Origin of the sequence: Bartonella sp. AA23NXGY, assembly GCF_042197165.1 — a bacterium.
Lineage (GTDB): Bacteria > Pseudomonadota > Alphaproteobacteria > Rhizobiales > Rhizobiaceae > Bartonella.
Genome location: NZ_JBHIRO010000003.1, coordinates 129,355 through 151,996, shown reverse-complemented (window position 1 = coordinate 151,996; position 22,642 = coordinate 129,355). Strand labels below are relative to the sequence as shown.

General features: G+C 35.8%; 17 protein-coding genes and 4 tRNA genes. 13 read left to right on the top strand and 8 right to left on the bottom strand.

Translation table 11 applies throughout. The features are described from left to right. Positions 1–354: 354 nt before the first annotated feature. The 7 genes from ACFINY_RS02825 (at position 355) to mazG (ending at position 8,494) form a co-directional block, all read left to right on the top strand. Positions 355–2,673, top strand: a complete 2,319-nt coding sequence (locus tag ACFINY_RS02825) for an NADP-dependent malic enzyme (protein ID WP_375611563.1) — start codon at positions 355–357, stop codon at positions 2,671–2,673. Positions 2,674–2,862: 189 nt separating this feature from the next. After that, on the top strand, positions 2,863–3,147 hold the full coding sequence (locus ACFINY_RS02820; protein ID WP_005773457.1) for an acyl carrier protein: 285 nt from the start codon (positions 2,863–2,865) through the stop codon (positions 3,145–3,147). 10 nt (positions 3,148–3,157) lie between these two features. Beyond that, positions 3,158–4,333, top strand: coding sequence for a beta-ketoacyl-ACP synthase (locus ACFINY_RS02815; protein WP_375629402.1), 1,176 nt, complete (start codon positions 3,158–3,160; stop codon positions 4,331–4,333). Positions 4,334–4,348: 15 nt separating this feature from the next. Then, positions 4,349–5,623 carry a beta-ketoacyl-ACP synthase gene (locus ACFINY_RS02810; RefSeq protein ID WP_375633157.1) on the top strand — a complete coding sequence of 425 codons (1,275 nt, stop codon included), beginning with the start codon at positions 4,349–4,351 and terminating at the stop codon, positions 5,621–5,623. Between the two features lie 57 nt (positions 5,624–5,680). Continuing rightward, on the top strand, positions 5,681–6,709 hold the full coding sequence (locus tag ACFINY_RS02805; protein ID WP_375633158.1) for a zinc-binding dehydrogenase: 1,029 nt from the start codon (positions 5,681–5,683) through the stop codon (positions 6,707–6,709). Between the two features lie 6 nt (positions 6,710–6,715). Then, a complete protein-coding gene (locus tag ACFINY_RS02800) occupies positions 6,716–7,645 on the top strand; it encodes a lipid A biosynthesis lauroyl acyltransferase (protein WP_375611589.1) in 930 nt (309 codons plus the stop codon). 33 nt (positions 7,646–7,678) lie between these two features. Next, positions 7,679–8,494: a nucleoside triphosphate pyrophosphohydrolase gene (gene mazG / locus ACFINY_RS02795; RefSeq protein WP_375700805.1), complete on the top strand. Its 816-nt coding sequence runs from the start codon at positions 7,679–7,681 to the stop codon at positions 8,492–8,494. A 70-nt stretch (positions 8,495–8,564) separates the two neighbouring features. Here mazG and ACFINY_RS02790 read toward each other — a convergent pair whose 3' ends face one another. After that, positions 8,565–8,930 (bottom strand): iron-sulfur cluster assembly accessory protein, encoded by a 366-nt coding sequence (locus ACFINY_RS02790; protein ID WP_375633160.1) that lies wholly within the window; start codon positions 8,928–8,930, stop codon positions 8,565–8,567. Between the two features lie 606 nt (positions 8,931–9,536). Between ACFINY_RS02790 and ACFINY_RS02785 the strand changes: the two genes are divergently transcribed. Then, a tRNA-Pro gene (locus ACFINY_RS02785) sits at positions 9,537–9,613 on the top strand. Positions 9,614–9,864: 251 nt separating this feature from the next. On the opposite strand, the gene ACFINY_RS02780 is transcribed toward ACFINY_RS02785, so the two are convergent. Beyond that, positions 9,865–10,332 (bottom strand): Hsp20 family protein, encoded by a 468-nt coding sequence (locus tag ACFINY_RS02780; protein WP_375611558.1) that lies wholly within the window; start codon positions 10,330–10,332, stop codon positions 9,865–9,867. Between the two features lie 258 nt (positions 10,333–10,590). Here ACFINY_RS02780 and ACFINY_RS02775 point away from each other — a divergent pair, with 258 nt between their 5' ends. From ACFINY_RS02775 to ACFINY_RS02765, 3 genes are all read left to right on the top strand, one after another. Continuing rightward, positions 10,591–11,508: a serine aminopeptidase domain-containing protein gene (locus tag ACFINY_RS02775; RefSeq protein ID WP_375611557.1), complete on the top strand. Its 918-nt coding sequence runs from the start codon at positions 10,591–10,593 to the stop codon at positions 11,506–11,508. A gap of 841 nt (positions 11,509–12,349) precedes the next feature. Continuing rightward, entirely contained in the window at positions 12,350–12,712 is a 363-nt protein-coding gene (gene cpdR, locus ACFINY_RS02770; RefSeq protein WP_005773448.1) for a cell cycle two-component system response regulator CpdR, read from the top strand. Positions 12,713–12,809: 97 nt separating this feature from the next. After that, positions 12,810–12,884, top strand: a tRNA-Val gene (locus ACFINY_RS02765). 1,842 nt (positions 12,885–14,726) lie between these two features. On the opposite strand, the gene ACFINY_RS02760 is transcribed toward ACFINY_RS02765, so the two are convergent. From ACFINY_RS02760 to ACFINY_RS02740, 5 genes are all read right to left on the bottom strand, one after another. Beyond that, positions 14,727–14,803 (bottom strand) — tRNA-Arg (locus tag ACFINY_RS02760). 39 nt (positions 14,804–14,842) lie between these two features. Next, positions 14,843–15,148 carry an ETC complex I subunit gene (locus ACFINY_RS02755; RefSeq protein WP_375611556.1) on the bottom strand — a complete coding sequence of 102 codons (306 nt, stop codon included), beginning with the start codon at positions 15,146–15,148 and terminating at the stop codon, positions 14,843–14,845. Between the two features lie 89 nt (positions 15,149–15,237). After that, positions 15,238–15,314: transfer RNA gene (locus ACFINY_RS02750), tRNA-Pro, on the bottom strand. Positions 15,315–16,024: 710 nt separating this feature from the next. Beyond that, a complete protein-coding gene (gene hdaA, locus ACFINY_RS02745) occupies positions 16,025–16,714 on the bottom strand; it encodes a DnaA regulatory inactivator HdaA (RefSeq protein WP_375671874.1) in 690 nt (229 codons plus the stop codon). Then, entirely contained in the window at positions 16,711–17,922 is a 1,212-nt protein-coding gene (locus tag ACFINY_RS02740) for an AI-2E family transporter (RefSeq protein ID WP_375700804.1), read from the bottom strand. The genes hdaA and ACFINY_RS02740 overlap by 4 nt, the downstream gene beginning before the upstream one ends. A 158-nt stretch (positions 17,923–18,080) precedes the next feature. Here ACFINY_RS02740 and purM point away from each other — a divergent pair, with 158 nt between their 5' ends. Continuing rightward, on the top strand, positions 18,081–19,172 hold the full coding sequence (gene purM / locus ACFINY_RS02735) for a phosphoribosylformylglycinamidine cyclo-ligase (protein WP_375611553.1): 1,092 nt from the start codon (positions 18,081–18,083) through the stop codon (positions 19,170–19,172). Beyond that, positions 19,169–19,780, top strand: coding sequence for a phosphoribosylglycinamide formyltransferase (gene purN, locus ACFINY_RS02730; protein WP_375613082.1), 612 nt, complete (start codon positions 19,169–19,171; stop codon positions 19,778–19,780). The genes purM and purN overlap by 4 nt, the downstream gene beginning before the upstream one ends. A 281-nt stretch (positions 19,781–20,061) precedes the next feature. On the opposite strand, the gene ACFINY_RS02725 is transcribed toward purN, so the two are convergent. Continuing rightward, complete coding sequence (locus tag ACFINY_RS02725; protein ID WP_375700803.1) at positions 20,062–22,596, bottom strand: response regulator; 2,535 nt, start codon at positions 22,594–22,596, stop codon at positions 20,062–20,064. Positions 22,597–22,642: the final 46 nt, after the last annotated feature.

Sequence of the window (22,642 nt, the reverse complement as noted above, 5' to 3'; positions counted from 1 at the left end):
AAATAAAGAAGATGAAGTTAATAGAAAACACTCTTCTTTTCTTTCCTTAAGTTGTAAGCATTGCAAAAAAAATAATGGCTTGGTAATGTAATTATTAGTAATATTTTATTCGTTTGTAGACTAATCAATTTTTACGCGTTTTATTAAGGAAAGAAAAAACTAATCGTGCTGCTATCAATGAAATTATTCATGCACACAAACAAAAAGAATCATCAAACTGGTTTTACGATCCAGAAGAATTTTCTCATACTCATGCATTTTGATATTCAGAGAAATGAGGATTTATTAGTGGACAAAACCTTATCGTAGATGGAACATCTCATATACACATACGCTAACTTGGATATCATAAAAATGTCTAGAGAACGAAATAGTGATTTCAGTTCACCAAAAGCTGAACTTGACAGTGCCGCACTTTTTTATCACCAGTACCCTAAACCTGGAAAATTGGAAATACAAGCAACAAAACCTCTTGATAATCAACGTGATTTAGCTCTTGCTTATTCTCCAGGTGTTGCTGCACCATGTCTTGCAATTCATGAAGATCCTAATCTTGCTGCTCAATATACCTCCCGTTCTAATTTAGTCGCTGTTATATCCAATGGAACTGCTGTTCTTGGTTTAGGAAATATTGGTCCTCTTGCTTCAAAGCCAGTTATGGAAGGTAAAGCCGTTTTATTCAAAAAATTTGCGAATATTGATGTCTTTGATATTGAAATTGATGCATCCGATATAGAACAAATGGTACAAACGGTATCGACTTTAGAACCTACATTTGGTGGTATTAATCTTGAAGACATTAAGGCTCCTGAATGTTTTGACATCGAAGAAAAGCTTCGTGCTAAAATGAAAATTCCAGTTTTTCATGATGACCAACATGGAACTGCCATTATTGTTTCTGCGGCTGTATTAAATGCCTTAAATCTTTCAGGAAAAAAAATTGAAAATGCAAAAATAGTTACCTCAGGTGCAGGTGCTGCTGCCCTCGCTTGCCTTAATCTTTTGGTTCGTCTTGGGGCAAAAGTTGAAAATATTTGGCTTAGTGACTTAGAGGGAGTTGTTTATGAAGGTCGCAAGACCCTTATGGATCGTTGGAAAATCAATTACGCACAAAAAACGGACGCACGAACTTTATCTGATATTATTGATGATGCGGATATTTTTCTAGGCCTATCTGCAGGTGGTGTTTTAAAGCCTGAATATCTTAAAAGAATGGCTCAAAATCCACTCATTTTAGCACTGGCTAATCCAGTACCAGAAATTATGCCTGAAGAAGCACGCTCTATACGACCAGATGCAATGATCTGCACAGGACGCTCTGATTATCCCAATCAAGTTAATAATGTCCTTTGTTTTCCCTATATCTTCCGTGGTGCATTAGACGTAGGTGCTAGTGCAATTAATGAAGAAATGAAAATGGCCGCTGTTCATGCGATTGCTGCCCTTGCACGTGAAGAAACTTCAGATGTTGTAGCACGTGCATACTCAAAAGAACCACCCAATTTTGGACCAGACTATCTAATCCCCTCTCCTTTTGATCCGCGTTTAATACTGCGTATTGCCCCCGCTGTTGCTAAAGCAGCAATGACAACTGGTGTCGCCATTCGTCCCATTGAAGATATGGAGGCCTACTATGATATCCTCAATCGATTTGTCTTTCTTTCTGGTTTAACAATGAAACCTGTTTTTGCTGCAGCAAAAACAGCAAAACGTAAACGCGTCATCTATGCCAATGGTGAAGATGAACGCGTCCTTCGTGCAGCACAAGTTGTCATTGAAGAACAAACAGCAACGCCCCTCCTTATCGGCCGTCCACATGTCGTAGAAGCAAGATTGAAACGCTTTGGTTTAAGAATTCGTCCTGGTATAGATTTTGAATTAACAAACCCTGAAGATGATCCACGTTTTCGTGATTATGTTAATTTATTTTTTCATTATACAGGAAGGCGTGGTGTTACGCCTGAAATGGCAAAAACAGTAGTGAGAACATCAACAACGGCTATTGCTGCCCTTGCCGTTATGCGTGAAGAAGCAGATGCAATGATTTGCGGCTTAGAAGGACGCTTTGAACGTCAACTTGAATTGATTGAACAAATTATCGGTCTTGATCCTCATGTTCACCGTTTTTCTGCTATGAGTTTGCTTATCTCTCAACAACGTACTCTTTTCCTCACAGATACTTACGTCAATGAAAATCCTTCTGCAGAAGAAATCGCTGAAATGACTGTGTTGGCAGCTCAAGAAGTTGAAGCATTTGGAATAACACCAAAAGCAGCCTTATTATCACACTCAAACTTTGGTTCTAAAAACACAGAAAGTGCGCGTAAAATGCGACGTGCAACAGAAATTCTTGCCAAATTACACCCTGATTTAGAAGCAGATGGTGAAATGCATGCTGATGCTGCCCTTTCCAAAGTTTTTCGTGATCGTGTTTTTCCTAATTCTCGTCTTAAAAGTGAAGCTAATTTGCTTGTCTTTCCAACACTTGATTCAGCCAATATCACGCTCAACACTGTTAAAAGCCTCACAAATGCACTCCATGTTGGTCCTATTCTAATCGGGGCAGCACGTCCCGCCCATATCTTAACACCTTCAGTAACTTCTCGGGGAGTTGTTAATATAACAGCCCTTGCTGTCCTTGCTGCCAATAGAAAAAATAGTCTCGTAAAATAAATGCGCAATAAAATTTCAAAGTTTTTTAAATATTGAGATATAGTATTTCATGTACTGTAAACCTCTTTTCTCTATAGATAAAGACAGCTATATTCTGGATTAAGTCTTTTTTTTAAAGAGAAAAAAGGCTAGAAGAATAATATTAAATGTATTTTGAATTTACTAACTCTATAATAAGGAATCCGTACATTGCCTTCCACGTTTGATAAAGTTGCTGATATCATTGCAGAAATCAGTGAAATTGATCGCAATACAATTACACCTGAGAGTCATACAATTGACGATTTAGGAATCGACAGTCTTGATTTTCTTGATATTGTTTTCGCTATTGATAAAGCTTTTGGAATAAAAGTCCCTCTAGAACAATGGACACAAGAAGTCAACGAAGGTACCGTTGCAACAGAAGAATACTTTGTTCTTAAAAACCTTTGTGCAAAAATTGATGATCTCGTTGCCTTAAAACAGGCGGAGTAGTTTTTTCGCCATGCATGATCAATCTGTATTCATCACTGGTATAGGTCTCATAAGCTCTCTGGGGGAAGGAACTGATCAACATTGGAATCTCTTAAATGATCCAATCCGTACACCAAACCTAGATTATACAACTTTTTCACCTTACACGGTTCATAAATTGCCCGAAATTGATTGGAGTTTACAAATTCCTAAAAAAAGTGATCAACGGCAAATGGGAACATGGCAGCGTCTTGGTACCTATGCGGCTGGTCTTGCTCTTGATGATGCCGGCATGAAAAATAATGAACAACTCACTTCAACAATGGATATGATCGTAGCGGCAAGTGGGGGAGAACGTGATATTACTGTTGATACACAGATTCTTTCTAAAGCGCGCGCTGTTGCCGATCATGCTTCTATGTTAAATGTTGCTCTTTCAACTGAACTTCGTCCAACATTATTTTTGGCACAACTTTCAAACCTTTTGGCAGGAAACATTTCAATTGTTCATAAAGTCACTGGATCATCTCGTACATTTATGGGAGAAGAAGGCAGTGGTCTTTCTGCACTTCAAATTGCTGTAGCTCGTATTAAATCAGGTCAAAGTACCCATGCTCTTGTAGGAAGTTCCTATAATGCACAAAGTTATGATATGTTGTTGGCGCATGAGCTTGGTGGTCTTTTAACCCATAATGGATGGAGCCCCGTGTGGGATCGTGGAATCTATCCAGGCGGCGGTGTCATAGCAGGTTCTGCTGGGATCTTCCTAGTTATTGAAAGTGGAGAACATGCCAAAAAACGCAACGCACGTGCTTATGCTGAAATTAGCCAAATTATTACAGACCAAACAGATAGAACCAAAATTCCACTTAGAGATTCAATTGCAACAATGTTAAAAACTGCGGGCGCTAAATCTGCCTTAGCCATTTCAGCAGCCTCAGGAGCTCACGAAGCAACAAAAGCAGAACAAAATGCTCTTGATAATGCTGATCTATCTTACCGTGGCATTACAACATTATTTGGTTATATGCGGGAAGCACAATTTCCTCTAGCTCTAGCTCTTGCAGCACTTTCAATTGAAAAAAAACGCGGTTTTCCAGTGTTAAGTCCTCATGAAAAACCTTTTTCTAAAGAAGTACGTGAAATATTTGTTACAACGATTGGTATAAAAAGAGCTGAAGGTATTGTGCGTCTTACTGCTGTTTGAAGGGGAATTTCTATAGTGAAATATCATGATCATTTTGGGCGTCCACTTGTAGCAATAACTGGTGCAGGCATTGTCACATCACTGGGACAAGGGAAACATGAAAATTGGCAAAAATTAACTAGCGGTGTAAGTGGTATCCACAAAATAACACGTTTTCCCGTTGAGGGATTAAATACATATATTGCTGGAACAATTGATTTTCTTAAAGAAAGTACACTTGGTGCTTCAGCTCTCTCTGAGAAGCTTGCACATCTTTCTGCTGAAGAAGCTTTAGAACAAGCTACTATTGATAAAAAAAATTTTAATGGACCACTCTTTCTAGCTGCTCCTCCTGTTGAACTTGAATGGAAAGCACGTTTTAGTCTTGATCAAGAGGAAGAATTCAATAATGAGCCTTCTTATGCACATCTTCTTAAAGTCTGTAAGGATAAACTCCATGAGACGCTTTTTGAATCCACACAATTTGGTGCAATTGCAGAAAAACTTCAAAAAACATTTGGCACAAAAGGACTTCCTGTTACACTTTCCACTGCCTGTGCATCTGGTGCAACAGCAATTCAATTAGGTGTTGAGTCTATTAGACGGAGAGAGACAAATAGAGCTCTCATAATTGCGACAGATGGATCAGTTTCAGCAGAATCTCTTATTCGTTTTTCGCTACTATCTGCTCTTTCAACTCAGAATGAGCCTCCAGAAAAAGCAGCAAAACCCTTTAGCCGTGATCGAGATGGTTTTGTTATGGCAGAAGGCTCAGGCGCTCTTGTTCTTGAATCTCTTCAAAGCGCATTAAACCGTAATGCTACAGTTTTAGGAATTTTAGCTGGCTGTGGAGAAACCGCCGATGACTTTCACCGTACACGTTCAAAACCCGATGCATCACCAGCAATTGAATCCGTTCGCAAAGCTTTAGACGATGCAAAAATAACCATCAATGAAATTGACTATATTAATGCCCACGGAACTTCAACACCTGAAAATGAGAAAATGGAATATCTTGCATTATCAACAGTATTCGGTGATCTTTTAGAGCATATTCCTGTCTCTTCTAATAAATCAATGATTGGGCATACATTAACTGCTGCTGGTGCAATAGAAGCGGTTTTTTCGCTTTTAACCATTCAATCGGGAATACTTCCACCGACAATAAATTATGATAATCCTGACCCTACTATCCCTTTAGATGTTGTTCCTCATCATAGCCGTAAGTCCTGTGTCAATGCGGTTTTGTCAAACTCATTTGGATTTGGTGGTCAAAATATGAGTCTTGTTATCACTGCATATAAAGGATAATCCTTTAATAATAAAATTTTATAACGCTAACCAATAATATATTTAAGGGGGATGATAATGCGTGCACTGAAACTCTTCGATGATCGTCGGCTTGAAATCACCAATATTTCCCCGCCATCTTCACCTAGTATAGGTGAAGTAACTGTGCGGATAAAAGCCGTTGCTCTTAATCATATTGATGTATGGGGATGGCGTGGCATGGCTTTTGCGAAAAGAAAAATGCCACTCATCATTGGTGCAGAAGCCTCTGGTGAGGTTATACAAATAGGAGATGGCGTTGAACATCTCCAACTTGGACAGATTGTCTCAATTTATGGTGCACAAACCTGCGGAGTATGCCAAGCTTGTCATGAAGGACGGGATAATCTTTGCAGTAATGTAAAGGGCGTCTATGGTTTTCACCTTGATGGATTTGCGTGTGAGCTTGTCAATTTGCCAGCACGTTTATTAGTTCCATCACCTCCCCAATGTGATGAATTGCAAGCAGCAGTTGCTCCAATTACTTTTGGTACCGTAGAACATATGCTTTTCGATAACGCAAAACTACAAGCAGGAGAAACAATCCTGGTACAGGCTGGTGGCTCAGGTATTGGTTCTGCAGCCATTCAACTTGCAAAACACATGGGCTGTACAGTTATCACAACTGTAGGTTCAGATGAAAAAATTGCAAAAGCGCACTCTCTTGGGGCAGATCATGTGATTAATTATCGTAAAGATCGTTTTGAAGGTGTAGTGCGTAAATTAACCCAAAAAAAAGGTGTTGATGTTGTTTTTGAGCATGTTGGTGTCGATACATGGAACGGTTCTCTGTTATGTATGAAAAAAGGAGCACGCTTAGTGACTTGCGGTTCTACCTCTGGTGTTTCAGCACCAATAAATCTCATGCAATTATTCCAGCAACAGCTCAAGATATTCGGTTCATTTGGCTGCCGTATGGAAAATATGAAAAATGCCATGCAAAAAATGGCACAAAAAGCCGTACACCCTGTCATTGATACAATTGTTGGGCTGGATGAAATTGATACAGCTTTAAAACGAATGGAGAGTCGTGATGTTTTTGGTAAAATTATCCTTAAAATCGATTAAATCATGATGAAGCTTTCTCTTAAAAATCTCATATATCGTATTAAAATTATAGCTAAAAAAATATCCTACTTGTTATGGGCATATCTACTCTTTGGTTCTTTATTTATTCTAAAATGTTTTCCAGCCAAAATGGGAATTTCTTTTTTTGCTTGGTTAGCAAAAAAAATTGGTCCCCTTGTACATCGTCATCAAATCACACTTGCAAACCTTAGGAGTGCATATCCAGAAAAAACAGAGCAAGAACTCCGTGCGATTGCAATAGAAATGTGGGAAAATATAGGACGTTTCCTAGCCGAATATATTTTTCTTGATAAAATTTTTGATTTTGATCCTCATGCAGACGAGCCAGGTTTCATTGAGGTTAAAGGCACTGAAATATTTGAGCGATTAAAAAATGAAAAAAAACCACATATTTTTTTCACCGCACATACTGGAAATTTTGAACTTCTGCCTATTTGTGCACAAAGTTTTGATCTTAATGTTACGGTATTATTTAGACCACCCAATAATCCCTATGTTGCCAAACGAATCCTTAAAGCACGACAAACTTCTATGGGACACCTTGTTCCCTCCAAGGCCGGAGCAGCATGGGCATTAGCAGCCAAATTAGAAGAAGGTGAAAATGTTGGTATGCTCGTTGATCAAAAATTTCGCCGCGGTATCATGGGAACATTTTTTAACAGACCTCTTAAAACAAACCCCTTAATTATAAAACTTGCTCGACAATATGACTGTGATATTTATCCAGCACGTTGTATTCGTTTGCCTAGTGGACGTCATCGTTTAGAGTTATATGAACATGTAGAACTTCCACGTGATGAAAAAAATGATATCGATATAGCTGCTTCTACGCAAAAATTAAATGATATTGTTGAATCTTGGGTCCGTGAATATCCTGGACAATGGATGTGGTTACATAGACGTTGGGACATCTAACATAAGCTCTATTGCTTACAAAGGAAGTGCAAAATGTTAGCCTCAAAAGATATCAAAGATCTCACTACAATTATCACTGCATTACGAAACTCTGATAATGGTTGTATCTGGCATAAAAAACAAACTTTTGAATCCCTCATACCCTATATGCTCGAAGAAGTTTACGAAGTCATCGATGCCATTGAACGAAAAAATCGAAAGGATCTCTGTGAAGAACTTGGTGATCTTCTTTTACAAGTTGTCTATCATGCTACCATAGCACAAGAAGAAGGCAGCTTTACTTTTGAAGATGTTGTTTATGCAATCACGGAAAAAATGATTCGACGCCATCCTCATGTTTTTGGAAATGCCGAGCAAAAAAAACGAGGATTTATAAAAGAGGAGTGGGAATATATAAAAAAAAGAGAACAGGTTGAACAAAAAAGAATGTGCGAAGAAAAAAACAACAATTCCTCCACAAGCATACTCGCAACAGTAAAACAAATCCAGCCAGCAAACCAAGAGGCACTTGCTTTACAAGAAGCAGCAGCTAAAGTAGGTTTTGATTGGCAAAAAAGTGATAAAGTTTTTGAAAAAATAGAAGAAGAACTGGAAGAGCTCAAAGAAGCCATCAAAAGTAAACAAAACTCAGAAATAGAAGCAGAGTTTGGAGATCTCTACTTTATACTTCTTAATCTCGCGCGCCACTTAGCGATTGATTCACAAAAAGCATTAAAAAAAACGAATATAAAATTTCGAAATCGTTTCGCCTATATTGAAGAAAAGCTATCCACTCAATCTAAAACACTCACTGACGCATCCTTGAATGAAATGGAAGCACTTTGGAAGCAAGCTAAAAATGAACGATAAAAAATAGTAGATTTCTTCTACCTAAAAGAACAAGCCCCTCTAAAATTACTAAATTATAATTTAGCTCAGCTCAATTTGTTTTATATTGATCCTGCGTAGCAGGACGAAGTTCCACCGATTCGCCACACCCGCATGCTGAAACTTGATTAGGATTTTTAAAGACAAAACCAGACCGCAACGTTGTCACTTCATAATCCATCTGCGTTCCTAATAAAAATAATACCGCATCATGTGCTACAAAAACACGGGCACCATTCACTTCAACAACATCCGCAGCTATCCCCTTTTCTTTGACAAGAGTAATTGTATACTCCATCCCTGCACAACCACCTTTTTTGATACCAACAAGAATACCCTGTGCATCTTTTGCATCCATAATCGCTTTAACACGATCCACTGCTGCTTGCGTCAAATTTATTACCGAAAAACGGCTCATAGTTTACTCTTTTCTTAGTTCAATAGACACTTTGAAAGTTTTTCCTCTATAATATTTTATCTGATATTTTAGAAAAAAAACAACAAAACATAAATTAAAGCATTCTGATCTTGTTTATTTGGATAAAAATACATACCCGTAAAATGAGATTTGTGATTATACAATCCAGAACTTACAATTTTTTATCCATATAAAATGAAAATACCTCGTCTATAAAACTCTAAAAAACGAAAACTTTTCAAAACCATATATTCACTCCTCTTCTTTTGAAAATCTTTATCTTTTTAGAAAAGTAACGATTAGGTAAGAAAAAAATATACCTTCAGCACTCATTTGCTCCAATTCATACCTTCTACACCAATCTTACCCCCCTCCTCACAATCTCAAAAGTAATTAAATGCATACATCTATTAACTATAGAGCTAAAAATTTAATGATCACAAAGAATTTTACAAATTCGTTATTTATCTTGAATTAACAACAAAATATTGATGTCCAAAATTTTTACTTTCAAAAGCTCTAAGTGCAAGAGCATTTTAGATTTTATTCTGTTTATTTTTTCTCTTGCCTTTAAAGAAACAGTCATTTAATCGTTTTACACGAACTCGGAGCGTAGCGCAGCTTGGTAGCGCACTTGACTGGGGGTCAAGGGGTCGTGGGTTCAAATCCCGCCGCTCCGACCATTTTTAAAATGCTATAAATAAGCTTACTTAAAAAGTGAATCATTATGCATTTCAATTGCACACACATGAACTTTTTCTTCAACGTAGAATAATGTGCAATGATATTTTATCATAAATTCGAGATAAGCTTTTTTATTAAAATGCGCTTCGTTCTTAGGAAAACACATACGAAACGCGAGACCTTTTGCCTCGCGTTTTTTATTTTTCAGAAAAATTTATAATTATCCGATCTCATATTTTCTAAATTTTCTTTACACGATAACGTCGCTGTTATCATTTTTTGTAATGGATGGTGACATCTGTACGGTTATCTTTTTGGGTTTTAATTCAGCTGGCATTTCCCTTTTAAGCTGAATATGAAGAAGCCCATCTCCAAGTTCTGCCCCAATAACCTTAACATGATCAGCCAAATGAAACCGCCGTTCAAAAGCACGCGAAGCAATACCTCGATAAAGGAATTCTCGCTCTTCATCATCATTTTTAGACTTTCTGTCTCCCTTAACGATCAGCTGGTTACAATGCGTTTCAATATCAATTTCATCTTGAGAAAAACCAGCAACAGCCATAGAAATTCTATAAGAATCTTCAGTTAAACGCTCGATATTATAAGGGGGATAAGAAGAAACTTCCTCTGGTTGTGTTCTAGAATCAAACCAGTTAAAAAGATGATCAAAACCTACTGTGGAACGATAAAATGGTGAAAAATCTACTTGACGCATAATATTGCCCTCCTCTAGAGCGACTATAATTTATAACTAATTCACAAAGTTCCCATATGGCAAACTTACTTGTGAACCTGCGGCCCCATTATGGCAACCGCACTATATTATCTAGTAATCGTTTTTCTTTATTTCAACTCTTTGGGACCTAAATTGATAAAAACTATCTAAAAAGCAATATACCCCTTTTTTAATCCTCTTTCTTCATTACATAAATGTCAAAGTACTAAGTGGCAAATACACTGTAAAGGATTTCAATTGAAAACACCTCTTTATCCCATAGATTGGGGTTCCACTTCTCTTAATATCCATCATGATACTCTTAAAATAGCAATAGATCACGAAATTCGTTTTGCTATAACATATCCTGAGGTGGAAAAATCTAAGGGAACAATTGTTATTCTCAAAAGCTACGCAAATACTTTAGAAAAATATTTTTTATTAATAAATGAAATTTCTAAACGCGGTTTTCATACAGCAATATTTGACTGCTTTGATCAAGAAAAAACATCCTTCAAGATAAGAAAACAAAGCCGACATCATTGTTTTGATATAAATAATGATATTAATGACTTATATAAATTTCTTAAAAATATTGTTTATCCTAATTGTCCGCCACCTTACTCTATGCTCGCCTATGGCATAGGTGGATTGATAGCACTTAGCGGATTAGATCTCATTAATCATCAGTTTAATAGATTGCTCTGTGTTTCTCCCCTTTTTGCTCCATTCGGCAATAAAACGAATAGTTTTCAACATAAATTAACACAATTTCTTTCTGATATGGGTCTTGGCTTTATACCAGCGAAAGATAGTAAAAAATTAAACAAGACAAAACAAAAAAATATACAATTGGGACACATACATAAAGTGCCGCTCCCTTCCATTAAGCCCCCAACATCCCAATGGATGGCTTCAGTATTTAATGCGATTGATTCTATGAAGAGAAATGTACTTCATGGAGATTTACGAATCCCAACACTCTTTATTCTTGCCAATCAAAACAATATTGCAAACAACATTGAAGTGCGGCAATTATGCCAACACACACGTCTAACAGAAAGTATTACTATTACAGGCGCTGAACTGGATACAATTATGATTAACGAAGATTATAAAAAACAATTTTGGGCTGCATTTGATGCCTTTATTCCCGATAATGTATCTGTAAAATAACATTAAACCTTAATTTTCGCTCCGCCCCATCAAAAAAGAAAGTTTCTACGAGCATTGGATCTACAAACACTTTTAAATATAATAGATTTTTCTTTCCAACCACTCATATGATTTGTTTTCTAGCCTTTACAGGCAAGCCATAACCTAAATATTCACCACGCATTCTACTAAAAAACTAATATACAAAGTATATCATTACATTAAACAATATTATTTTACATCATAAAAAATAAATTAATAAAAAAACTATTTATATAAATAAAAATAATAAATCTATCTTAATATAACATGATACATATTTACAAATAAAGCATCAAAATACTATTTTTGATCTGTTATTAAGTGATAATTTAATATTATTCTAGGAAAATAATAGTTTTCATCTATTTAAGGAAAAAACTGGAAATAAAGCGCATTTATAATATTTATTACAAATCTCTATAAAAACAAATAACTATAAAATTTCTATTTCTTAGGAGAACTTTTTAAAAACAATAAATTAACATAATATTCTTCTAATTTCTCGATATATGAAAACCCTACAATAACGGTTTTCATAAGTTTTTTAATGGAATTCTGATAATAATCAGTAACTTTAAAAGAAAAGATAGTAAAGAATCATCTTAGTAGTTTTAGAGAACCCCTTCTTTTTTCAAAATCACATATATTTCGAATTTAACCAACTCACAACGAATATGCTGTATTTTGAATCAGAATATAAGAATTAACCATTTTGCCATTCATTTCAATTATGAGCATTTTACCATCTTTTTTATAAATACTCTATATTGTATAATTGATGCGGCAAAACTCTGACAAATGGAGCCATTGGAATATAATCATGAAACGAATCCTGCTCGCAGAAGATGATAACGATATGCGTCGCTTTCTCGTAAAAGCCCTAGAACGTGCAGGCTACGAAGTCGCCGACTTCGATAATGGTATTAGCGCATATGAACGTTTACAAGAAGAACCATTTTCCCTTCTCCTGACTGATATTGTGATGCCAGAGATGGACGGAATCGAACTCGCACGACGTGCTACTGAGATTGACCCTGATTTACGAGTAATGTTCATTACAGGTTTTGCAGCGGTAGCACTCAATTCAAATAGTGATGCCCCTCCTGATGCAAAGGTTCTCTCTAAACCATTTCACTTACGTGAACTCGTCAATGAAGTTGAAAAGATCCTTATCGCTGCTTAAAAAGTATTTTTTAAAGTTATTTGCATCTGTTGAAAGAGAAAATTAAATTAGGCATTGACGTTTGGCATTCTATATGGTGTATGCAACATCAATGAATGGGCGTGTAGCTCAGCGGGAGAGCACTACGTTGACATCGTAGGGGTCACAGGTTCAATCCCTGTCACGCCCACCATTCAACTTTATAGTATAAATAAATTATCGAATTATCGTATTCTTCCAAGGTACGGGATGCGTAAATAAAGATTCGGAAATAAGATTTTGCAACATGCCTCTACAAAGGGCATACTTTACGGAGTGTTTCTAATATTTTTTACGTTCTGATAGTGCCTCTTAGGGGAAGCCATCTAAAAGTATCACAAACGTAATAACAGCCTCATTTTGCAACAGATTAGAAGTTTGATTTTAAAATTCTTTCCACAAGCATAGGCTTCCGTTCTAAAAAATATTGTTTGTTTCCTGATCTATCCCCTGTTTTTCTTAATTCTTTCATGTCTATTGGTATACAACTTGTTGTCCAAACAGTTAGATATAACCACAGTCACTTCGATAGATATAAAACACTTAACCTTAGAGCTGTATTTTGAGTTTACCAATTACAGATTATAATAAAATATTAAAAAGAGTAAAAAACACGATAAAAGCAATTTTTTTCATTCTAAAAATACATTTGATTTATAATCATGTTTTATTGTTTGCCATGTTGAATGAGAAATCCGAATATCGTAATGTTTTCTCATTTCAAACCTATTTATATTGAATTAAACAAAACCGTCTCTCTTACACGTCATAAGAGGAATTAATATTAAGTAAAAATTGTATAAAAAAGCACAAAAATGCCGATAAATGCCTCAAGTGCTGAGATCTATTGCAACATCGGAGGCTGACAAATAGGCAAAGTGTATGATAATGTCAGCTTATTTCTTCATAAGTGTAAAGATGATGGAGCTCAATGGATTTATCATTGTACCATTCACGAGCGCCAGCGCGAAGTGAGCTTTAAGAGATATCTCTTAAAACAAAGCCTGTAAAATGGCATTCTCTTCACACTGTATTCCTATTGATATAATGATCACCTTGAACCGTGTGAGTTTAGATCTTCAGAGCTCATCTGCATAACATTTTAATGTGATTGTTATCCAAAATATTAAAATACTTCTCACATGATGTACAAGCTATAAAGAAATAAGAAAAAACATTTGAAAATGTAAATATGAAATCTAAAAATTTAACTCTAAGATACAACCTATCTTCATTCATATAAATATACAGTGTATATTCTTAAACCTATAAGACTAAGAAAACCTAAACATTGATGAAACCTACAACCCTACCTGAGAAACAGTGACAATCATGTTAAATCAAATTGTCCGCAAGTGTCTCTCACTGAAAAAAAACAATATCTTATCTGGACGGCAGATATAACATCTTTTTATACGAAAAAACTATAAAGAAGTAATTTGTTATGAATCACAGCTTCCAAGACAAGAAGATATTTTCCACCTCTTGTGCCATCTGTAAATTCTCATCATAAACAGTTCTAAATCGAATCCATCATGCCTTGTATCTAATCAAAATCGATCTTACCAAAGATCATGCTAAAAAACGTAATAATATTATTCATAAAAAATAAAAAAATCACAATAGATGTTTTTTGGCAATTTCACCAGCACTAGCAGCAATGCTTAAATCTAATCTAAGAAATAAAATATTCATTTTCAGAAAGATGAAAAGAAGCTCATAAAAAAGAGTTTTTGTAATCTGTTTCCTAAAGCATGTGATATAGTAGCAACACGCGGCAAGAATATGCAATGCTAAAGTTTCAGCAATCAAAAGCAATTTTTACTGAAAAAAGAGAAAACAGCATCATTTTATACTAAAACAGTCAACAGAAAACGTGTAGCAGCAAAATAAACCAAAAAACATCAAAAAGGTTCGGGATTATACAGAAAAATAAGCTAATAGAATAAAAGGAAAACTCTCTAACTTTTTATAGCCTATAAATATCATTTAAACATGGTGATCCCGACAGGATTCGAACCTGTGACCCACGGCTTAGAAGGCCGTTGCTCTATCCAGCTGAGCTACGGGACCCAACTGATTATTTTCTCAATTCAAAATAGCATCTTCAATTCAATGTGTCCAAGAATGCTGCCGATCACTGCGAAAATTATCAGAATAAGAAATAGCACGTCGAATCGATGTATGTTTCTTTTCTACACGGTAAGAGATAGCATTCTTACGTGCAAAAGCAATCGCTTCTTCCTTCCTATTAAATCGAATCTTTACCTGATTATTCATATCAGACGTTGCCGTGTAGCCCATAAGAGGTTCAAGCATTTTTGCTTTCATTGGCTCATACTCTAGAATCCAAAAACCTGTATTCCCCTTACCTGACTGCATAGCTGTCTTAGCAGGACTATAAATACGTGCGATCATGCCTTTTTCCTTCAGATTACACAACGCTTGGATGATAGTTTCTCACCACAAGTACCCAATTGGGTCATTCTCACACACTCAATCAAATATGGTCGGAGCGATAGGATTCGAACCTACGACCCCCTGATCCCAAATCAGGTGCGCTACCAGGCTGCGCTACGCTCCGCCATTTACATTTACTTGATGCACATTTCCTAAAATTTTCACAACAGAAGTGCAAGAGAAAAACACACTTTTTTTTAATTTTGTTGCATTTCTTTACAAAAAAGCACATTTTTTAATTTTTCCCCCTACTCAATAACAAATTTATTGACAAATAGTAGAAAATAACTTCCGTAAGAAAATCCAATCTATATTAAAAAATAACGAATTTCTCTATAAGGATTTCATAATTTTTATCCTGTTTTAAGCAAGCTCTCATTGTATCAAAACACATTCCACAGATACAATTTTAGAAAAAATGACTTAAATATCATAGAAAAACTTTCCCAAAGAGAACATAAGCCAAAAAATTCAGCTGTATTAAGCTTTTTTCCCCTCTTTTTCTATCTTCCCAAAGACTCTTTTATTAAAAATTCTAGAATCTTCTACAATCCAAACCCATAAACAACAAACATTTTTTCAAAGCACAAAGGTTTTATTATAAATAAAATAAAGCGCTCTTTTTAGAAAAATTTTCAAATGCGAAGATGGTAAGAATTCAACATCATACAATAAAATCTCAAAGCTATTTAAAATAAAAACACGATAAGAGTAAAAAACACTATTTTTTACTCTTATATAGATATCCAAAAAGAAGAAAATTTAAATGACTTGTCTTCCACATATTGAAACGATAATAGAAGGACAGAATAATTAAGCCATGATAAGGAGTATTTACGGATTTCTTCTATTTAAAACTTCAGCAATAACAGCACGTGTTATTTTTCTTTTTCTTTGTAATGCCAACTGATCAACAGAATCAACAACACGCTTCAATGAAAATAAAGAACGTTCACAACGGCTTACAAGATAATAAACCGTATCTGGATGTACAATAAGTTGCCTATCGGAAAAAAGCTTAAATGCAACAGCTGTTAACAATGCATCATCAGGCTGATTAATTTCAACGAACATCACCGAATTAAGACGACTTTTTAGATCATTTAACATTAAATTCCAAGCGGAAGGAAGTGTTTGTGCCGTCATCAATAAAGTAGCCTGTCGTGCATCAAGATTTGCTTGCTTAATACTGTTAATTAAATGAAAAAGTTCTGTCTCATTGATTTCACCTGTATCAATATCCTCTATTAAAAATGATCTGCCTAAAGAAGCCATAGTAACAGCCTGATCAAGTTCATTGTGCTGAATCCTGAAAGCATCTGCTTTTTGGAGCCATATATTAGAAAAATGCGTTTTTCCAGATCCTTCTTTACCAACCAAAACTGCAATAGGTAAGCTCCAATTGGGCCAGTGATCAATAAGCTGAAAAGCCATACGATTGCTTTCCGTTACCACTAAATCCTCAAATTGAAAAATCGGATCATAAGGAAAATTTAAAGATAATTGCGTTTCACGCCCATTCATTTTAGCGGCTCCGAATTTCCGCTTCGCGAATACATCTGAGAACTCAGATAAGTATGAAGAGCAAAACGAACTAAAACGCCAACAGCCGCTGCCGCAGGAACAGCAACAAGCATACCAGTAAAACCAAAGAGTGAAGAAAAAGCAAAAAGTGAAAACATCAACCATACGGGATGTAATCCCACTGATGAACCTACAAGCTTGGGTTGAAGAATATAACCTTCAATAAATTGACCAATTAAAAAAAGTGCCATCACAACAATGATTCCCCCCCAATTATTGGGATAAAACTGGACCCATGCAATACCAACAGAAAGGACCAAACCACTCATTGTGCCGATATAAGGAACAAAGCTAATAAGACCAATAAACATACCAATCAAAAGACTAAAATTGAGTCCTGCAATCGTTAAACCAATAGCATAATAGCCTCCCAATATGAGACAAACTGTTCCTTGTCCACGAACAAAGCCTGCAATAGCTCTATCCATTTCATGAAAAATACTACGAACGGTTTCCAGATGATCCCGCGGTATTAACGAATCGATTGCTGTTACCATACGTGGCCAATCTAATAACATATAAAATGCCACCACAGGTGCCACAACAAATAGGCTAACGATATTAACGATAGATTTTCCTGACTTTAAAAGTGAATTCAAAAGAGACGTAATAAAATCCGAACCTTCGCCCAAAAATCCTTTAATATTATTCCGTAATTCATTTGGATCACTTCCAAAATAGCGCCTTAACCAATCAAAATCATGCTCAACAAAAAAGGTTTGAATACGATTAATATAAACAGGTAAACCATCACTCATAAATTGCTGTATTTGCCAACTAATAACAGGAATCAAAATAACTAAAGCAGCAACAAAGGTAATAACAATAAATAAGGTAATAAGGACAGTCCCAAACACACGACGAATACCAAATTTTTCAAGTAATTGAACAATGGGATTGAGAAAATAAGCCAACACAATCCCTGCCACAAAAGGAAGCAAAATCGATCCAAAAACAAACATAAAAAGAATGAAAAAAATCAGCGTACCAAGCCAAAAAAAGATTTGTCTTTTCATATTATTCGGCAACGGTAATTGAGTATACGCTGGCACATAAGTCTTATAACGATCACGAGATGTATTCTCACTCACTTTCTTTCTCATAAGTTGCCAAGAAGACTGTCCGTGATTATCTGATATCTTGCTCATAAAATATCCTAAAAAAATCTTCACAAAAAATTATAAACAACTTCAAAATAAGCTACAAGAAAAGTTGCTTATTTTCTTATCAATATCTCTTGCAGAGAGAACTCTATCATGGCATTGCATAATATCAAAACCTGATTTTCCATTAAAGGAAGGCTCCAATGAGCAATCAAGATCTTATAAAGAATAAATCCAAAGTCGGCCTTACCTACGCAAAAGCCGGTGTAAACATCGATATGGGTAATGCCATGGTAGAAAAAATCAAACCCTTTATACGCGCTACAAAACGAGCCGGAGCAGATGCAGAAATTGGTGGGTTTGGTGGCCTTTTTGATTTAAAAGCCGCTGGCTTTACAGATCCTATCCTCGTAGCAGCCAATGATGGTGTGGGAACAAAATTAAAAATTGCTATCGAAGTAGGTCACCATAATACTGTAGGTATTGATCTCGTTGCTATGTGTGTCAATGATTTACTTGTACAAGGAGCTGAACCGCTCTTTTTTCTGGATTATTTTGCAACTGGAAAGCTCGACCCTGAACAAGGGGCTGCGATTGTTTCTGGTATTGCAGAAGGATGTAAACAAGCCGGTGCTGCTCTTATTGGAGGAGAAACTGCAGAAATGCCAGGAATGTATGCAGAGGGAGATTATGATCTAGCCGGTTTTGCTGTAGGAGCATGCGAACGTAGCAAGCTACTCCCTTCAAAAGATTTGATAGAAGGTGATGTTATATTAGGTCTAAGCTCCTCTGGAATTCATTCCAATGGCTTTTCGCTTGTTCGACGAATCATCCAGCAAAATTATCTCAAATGGAATGACCCTGCCCCTTTTTCCCCTGAAAACAGCCTTGGTATAGCGCTTCTTACACCAACACGCATTTATGTAAAATCGCTTCTTCCCATCATGCGAAAATATGAAGGGATTAAAGCTCTTGCTCATATTACGGGTGGAGGTTTTCCTGAAAATATTCCACGTGTCCTTCCATCCTCTCTCTGCGCTGAAATTAATCTTTCTAGCATCAATGTTCCAGCAGTATTTTCATGGATTGCCAAACAAGGTAAAATAGAAGAAACAGAAATGTTAAGAACATTTAATTGTGGTATTGGCATGATCATTATCGTAGCACAGCATGCAGCTGAAACAATTACACAAGCTCTTGAAAGAAAAGGAGAGACTGTAACTCCCCTTGGCATTTTAACAAAATGCCAAGATCAAAATAAAGGAATACTTTATAAAGGGGTACTGCATTTATGAAAAAACAAATCGTCGTTTTCATTTCTGGTAATGGATCCAATATGGTCGCCCTTGCTCAAGCTAGCCAACAAACGGCATATCCTGCTGAAATCGTCGCGGTTATTTGCGATAATCCGCGTGCCAACGGTATTGAAAAAGCGCAAAACCATAACTTACCTATTCATATTGTTGATCGTAAAATTTACAAAACAAAAGAAGAGCATGAAGAAAATATTTTTACAATTTTAAATCAATATAAACCGGATTTTCTCTGCTTTGCAGGGTATATGCGCCTTATCTCACCACGTTTTGTAAAACTTTATGAAGGACGAATTCTAAATATTCATCCTTCTCTTTTGCCTTCATTTAAAGGCTTAAACACACATGAAAAAGCTTTACAAGCAGGTGTAAAAATCACGGGTTGCACTGTTCACCTTGTTACAGAAGACATGGATGCAGGAAAAATCCTTGCCCAAGCAGCCGTTCCAGTCTATCCCCATGATACTGCTGAGTGCTTAGCACAAAGAGTTCTTAAAGCAGAGCATAAACTCTATCCCGAAGCCTTAAAAGCATTTATTGAAGGGAAGAGCAAAATGGTCGATACGCAACAACAGCTTTTATCTTTTTGAGTGTATCAACAATCTATTAATCAGCATATTTCAATGCTTTACACATAGTTTTTGCTCAGTATCTACAATTGAAAATCTCTATGAAATATTGACATAATAGAGTCCATCTCTTCATAAATTTTTGCACAAAATATGTAATTTTTTGAATTTTAGTTCATTTTTAAAATTTTTCTTCTTTATTCAATTCTATGACATTATCATAAGCTCTATTTATCAAAATACTCTCGTATTTCGCCTAAAAAATCTTAAAATACGCAATTTTCTATTGCATAAATTTTTGTTTATGACGAAAGTGTTTCTTTAACTGTTACAGCTAACTGTTTGAGTGTAAAAGGCTTAGATAAAAAACCAAAAACAGCATCTTGTGGAAGATTTTTAGCAAAGGCATCTTTTGCATATCCAGAAACGAAAAGAAATTTGATATCAGGATAGTTTTTACGGACTTCCTTCAATAAAGTGGGCCCATCCATTTCTGGCATCACCACATCGGAAACAATAATATCAACTTCTCCTTTTTGTTCCTCAAGAATAGAGAGTGCTTCCACCCCACTTGCTGCCTCTAAAACCGTATATCCTCTCATTTGAAGAGCTCTTACCCCCCCCATTCTGACCGCATCTTCATCTTCAACCAATAAAACAGTCGCAGATCCTGTTAAGTCTATATTTTTATCTTTCTCTTCATCTTTTTCAATCTTTTGAGAAATTTCTCCTTTTATATTGGGGATATAACGGGGAAGAAAAATATGAAATGTTGCTCCTTCACCTTCTTTACTTTCACAATAAATGTACCCACCGCTCTGCTTGATAATTCCATAAACCATTGATAAACCAAGTCCTGTTCCTTTTCCAACTTCTTTTGTTGTAAAAAATGGCTCAAACATTTTTTCTTGTATAGCAGCAGATATACCAGCCCCTGTATCTGAAATAGTCAATTGCACATACTCGCCAATTGCTAATCCAAGATGATTAAATTCAGCACTTTGTTGCTTTGTAATATTATTTGTCGCAATCGTAACAATACCTCCATCTAACATGGCATCACGCGCATTAATAACCAAATTCATAATAACACGCTGAAAAGATGCTTGATCAACTTCAACGCTCCACAAATCTCTTCCATGGATAATTTTTAACTGAATATTATTCCCCAAAAGTGGTAAAATAAGATTGCGGATATCTGATAAAAATTCAGTAAAATCAACTTCTTCAGGTCGAAGTGTTTGCTTTCTAGAAAAAGCTAATAATTGCTGGACAAGAGCAGCTGCACGATTAGCATTATTTTTAATATTGATCAGATCAGCATGAGCAGGATCAGAACTACGATGCGTATTTAAAAGAAGATCACACGACATTAAAATTGCTGTTAAAACATTATTAAAATCATGAGCAATGCCGCCAGCCAATTGTCCTACAGCTTGCATCTTCTGACTTTGCATCATTTTATCTTCAAGCGTTTTTTGTTCGGTTGTTTCAATCACAGAGATAATAAGCAAATCTTGCAATGCATCACCGTGATAGGGCGGTACAGACATAACATGGAGACGTAAATGGCATTCTTCATTTTTTTCTAAAACAGTTTCTAGAGAAACAAAATAATTTTTATTTGTCGCAATTCTCTGAAAAGAACGCTCTAACTGCACACAATCACGACGAGAAATAACATCATAAAAATTGACAGCTTTGTCCATACATCCCGTGAGTGATGAAAAAGCTTTATTCATATGAACCAATTGCCCTGCATGATCCACCACGGCTATTGCAAAAGGACTCGCATCAAAATATTCTCCTAATATACTGGGTAATTTTAATTGATCATTTTCTTCTTTTTGTATTTGTTGTGGAATGATCACAACACGATAAATGGCTTCCTCTTCTAAGAGAGAAGAAACAGATATAAGACAATGGAATATTTTCTCACAAGTCGTGTGTGAATTTAAACATAACGAAAACCTATAAGGTAAAGAGTAACCTGAACTTTGATATCTGTTGGTTTGTAAACAGATATCACTCCATGAGCTCTTAGCGCCAACGCTATCAAATAACGAATCAAAATTATATTGACCAATTGAGAAATTCGCTAAATCAATTGAAAACCATTCGGCAAAAGTCGCATTGGCATAAAGAATAGTTCCTTGTCTATTAACGGATACAAAACCAATAGAAGCTTGATCCAAGTGATTGATAGCCTCTTGAAGGTTCGAGAAAAAAACTTCTCGCGTTTGTTGTAAGTGCGAAATATCAGTAATACGCCAAAATAAAAGCTTTTTTTTCTGTTTTGTGATAGGTTGAACGGAAATATTATACCAAACAGATTTTTTTGGTGTAGAATCGGTAAAAATTGGTTGTTCTACTCTCAATTCCTCTTGCGCTGCAAGATTATTACAGGCTGCAACCTTTAAGCGGTACGAGAGTGCACCAGCTCCTGGAAGATCCGCAATAACCCTATAACAAGACACTTCAGGCTTATAGGTCAGAATTTTTCGATAGTTTTGATTAGAATAATAAACAAAACCAGAAAGATCAGAGATTACAATTGCATCATCGCTCCTATTAAAGATGCTAAAATCAAAATCTTCATGCGACCACACATGATATCTTAAAATTCCCATTCCACACAAAACGAGTGTTGCAACACCGATCATTGCTAGAATCAAAAAAGATATTGATATCGCCTGTTGCAAATAGTTTTGTGGATAAAAAAAACCTAAAATACCCACAATGAAAAGAAAACCTAATACAAAAACAATACCAAAAATCACAACTCTCCGGTGAAACGAAGACGCTGATCTTTCATTATTCTGAAAATCTTTATCCATCTCTCTTTGCCTTAGCTTATAGCTATTTCTTATGTCACAAACTTCC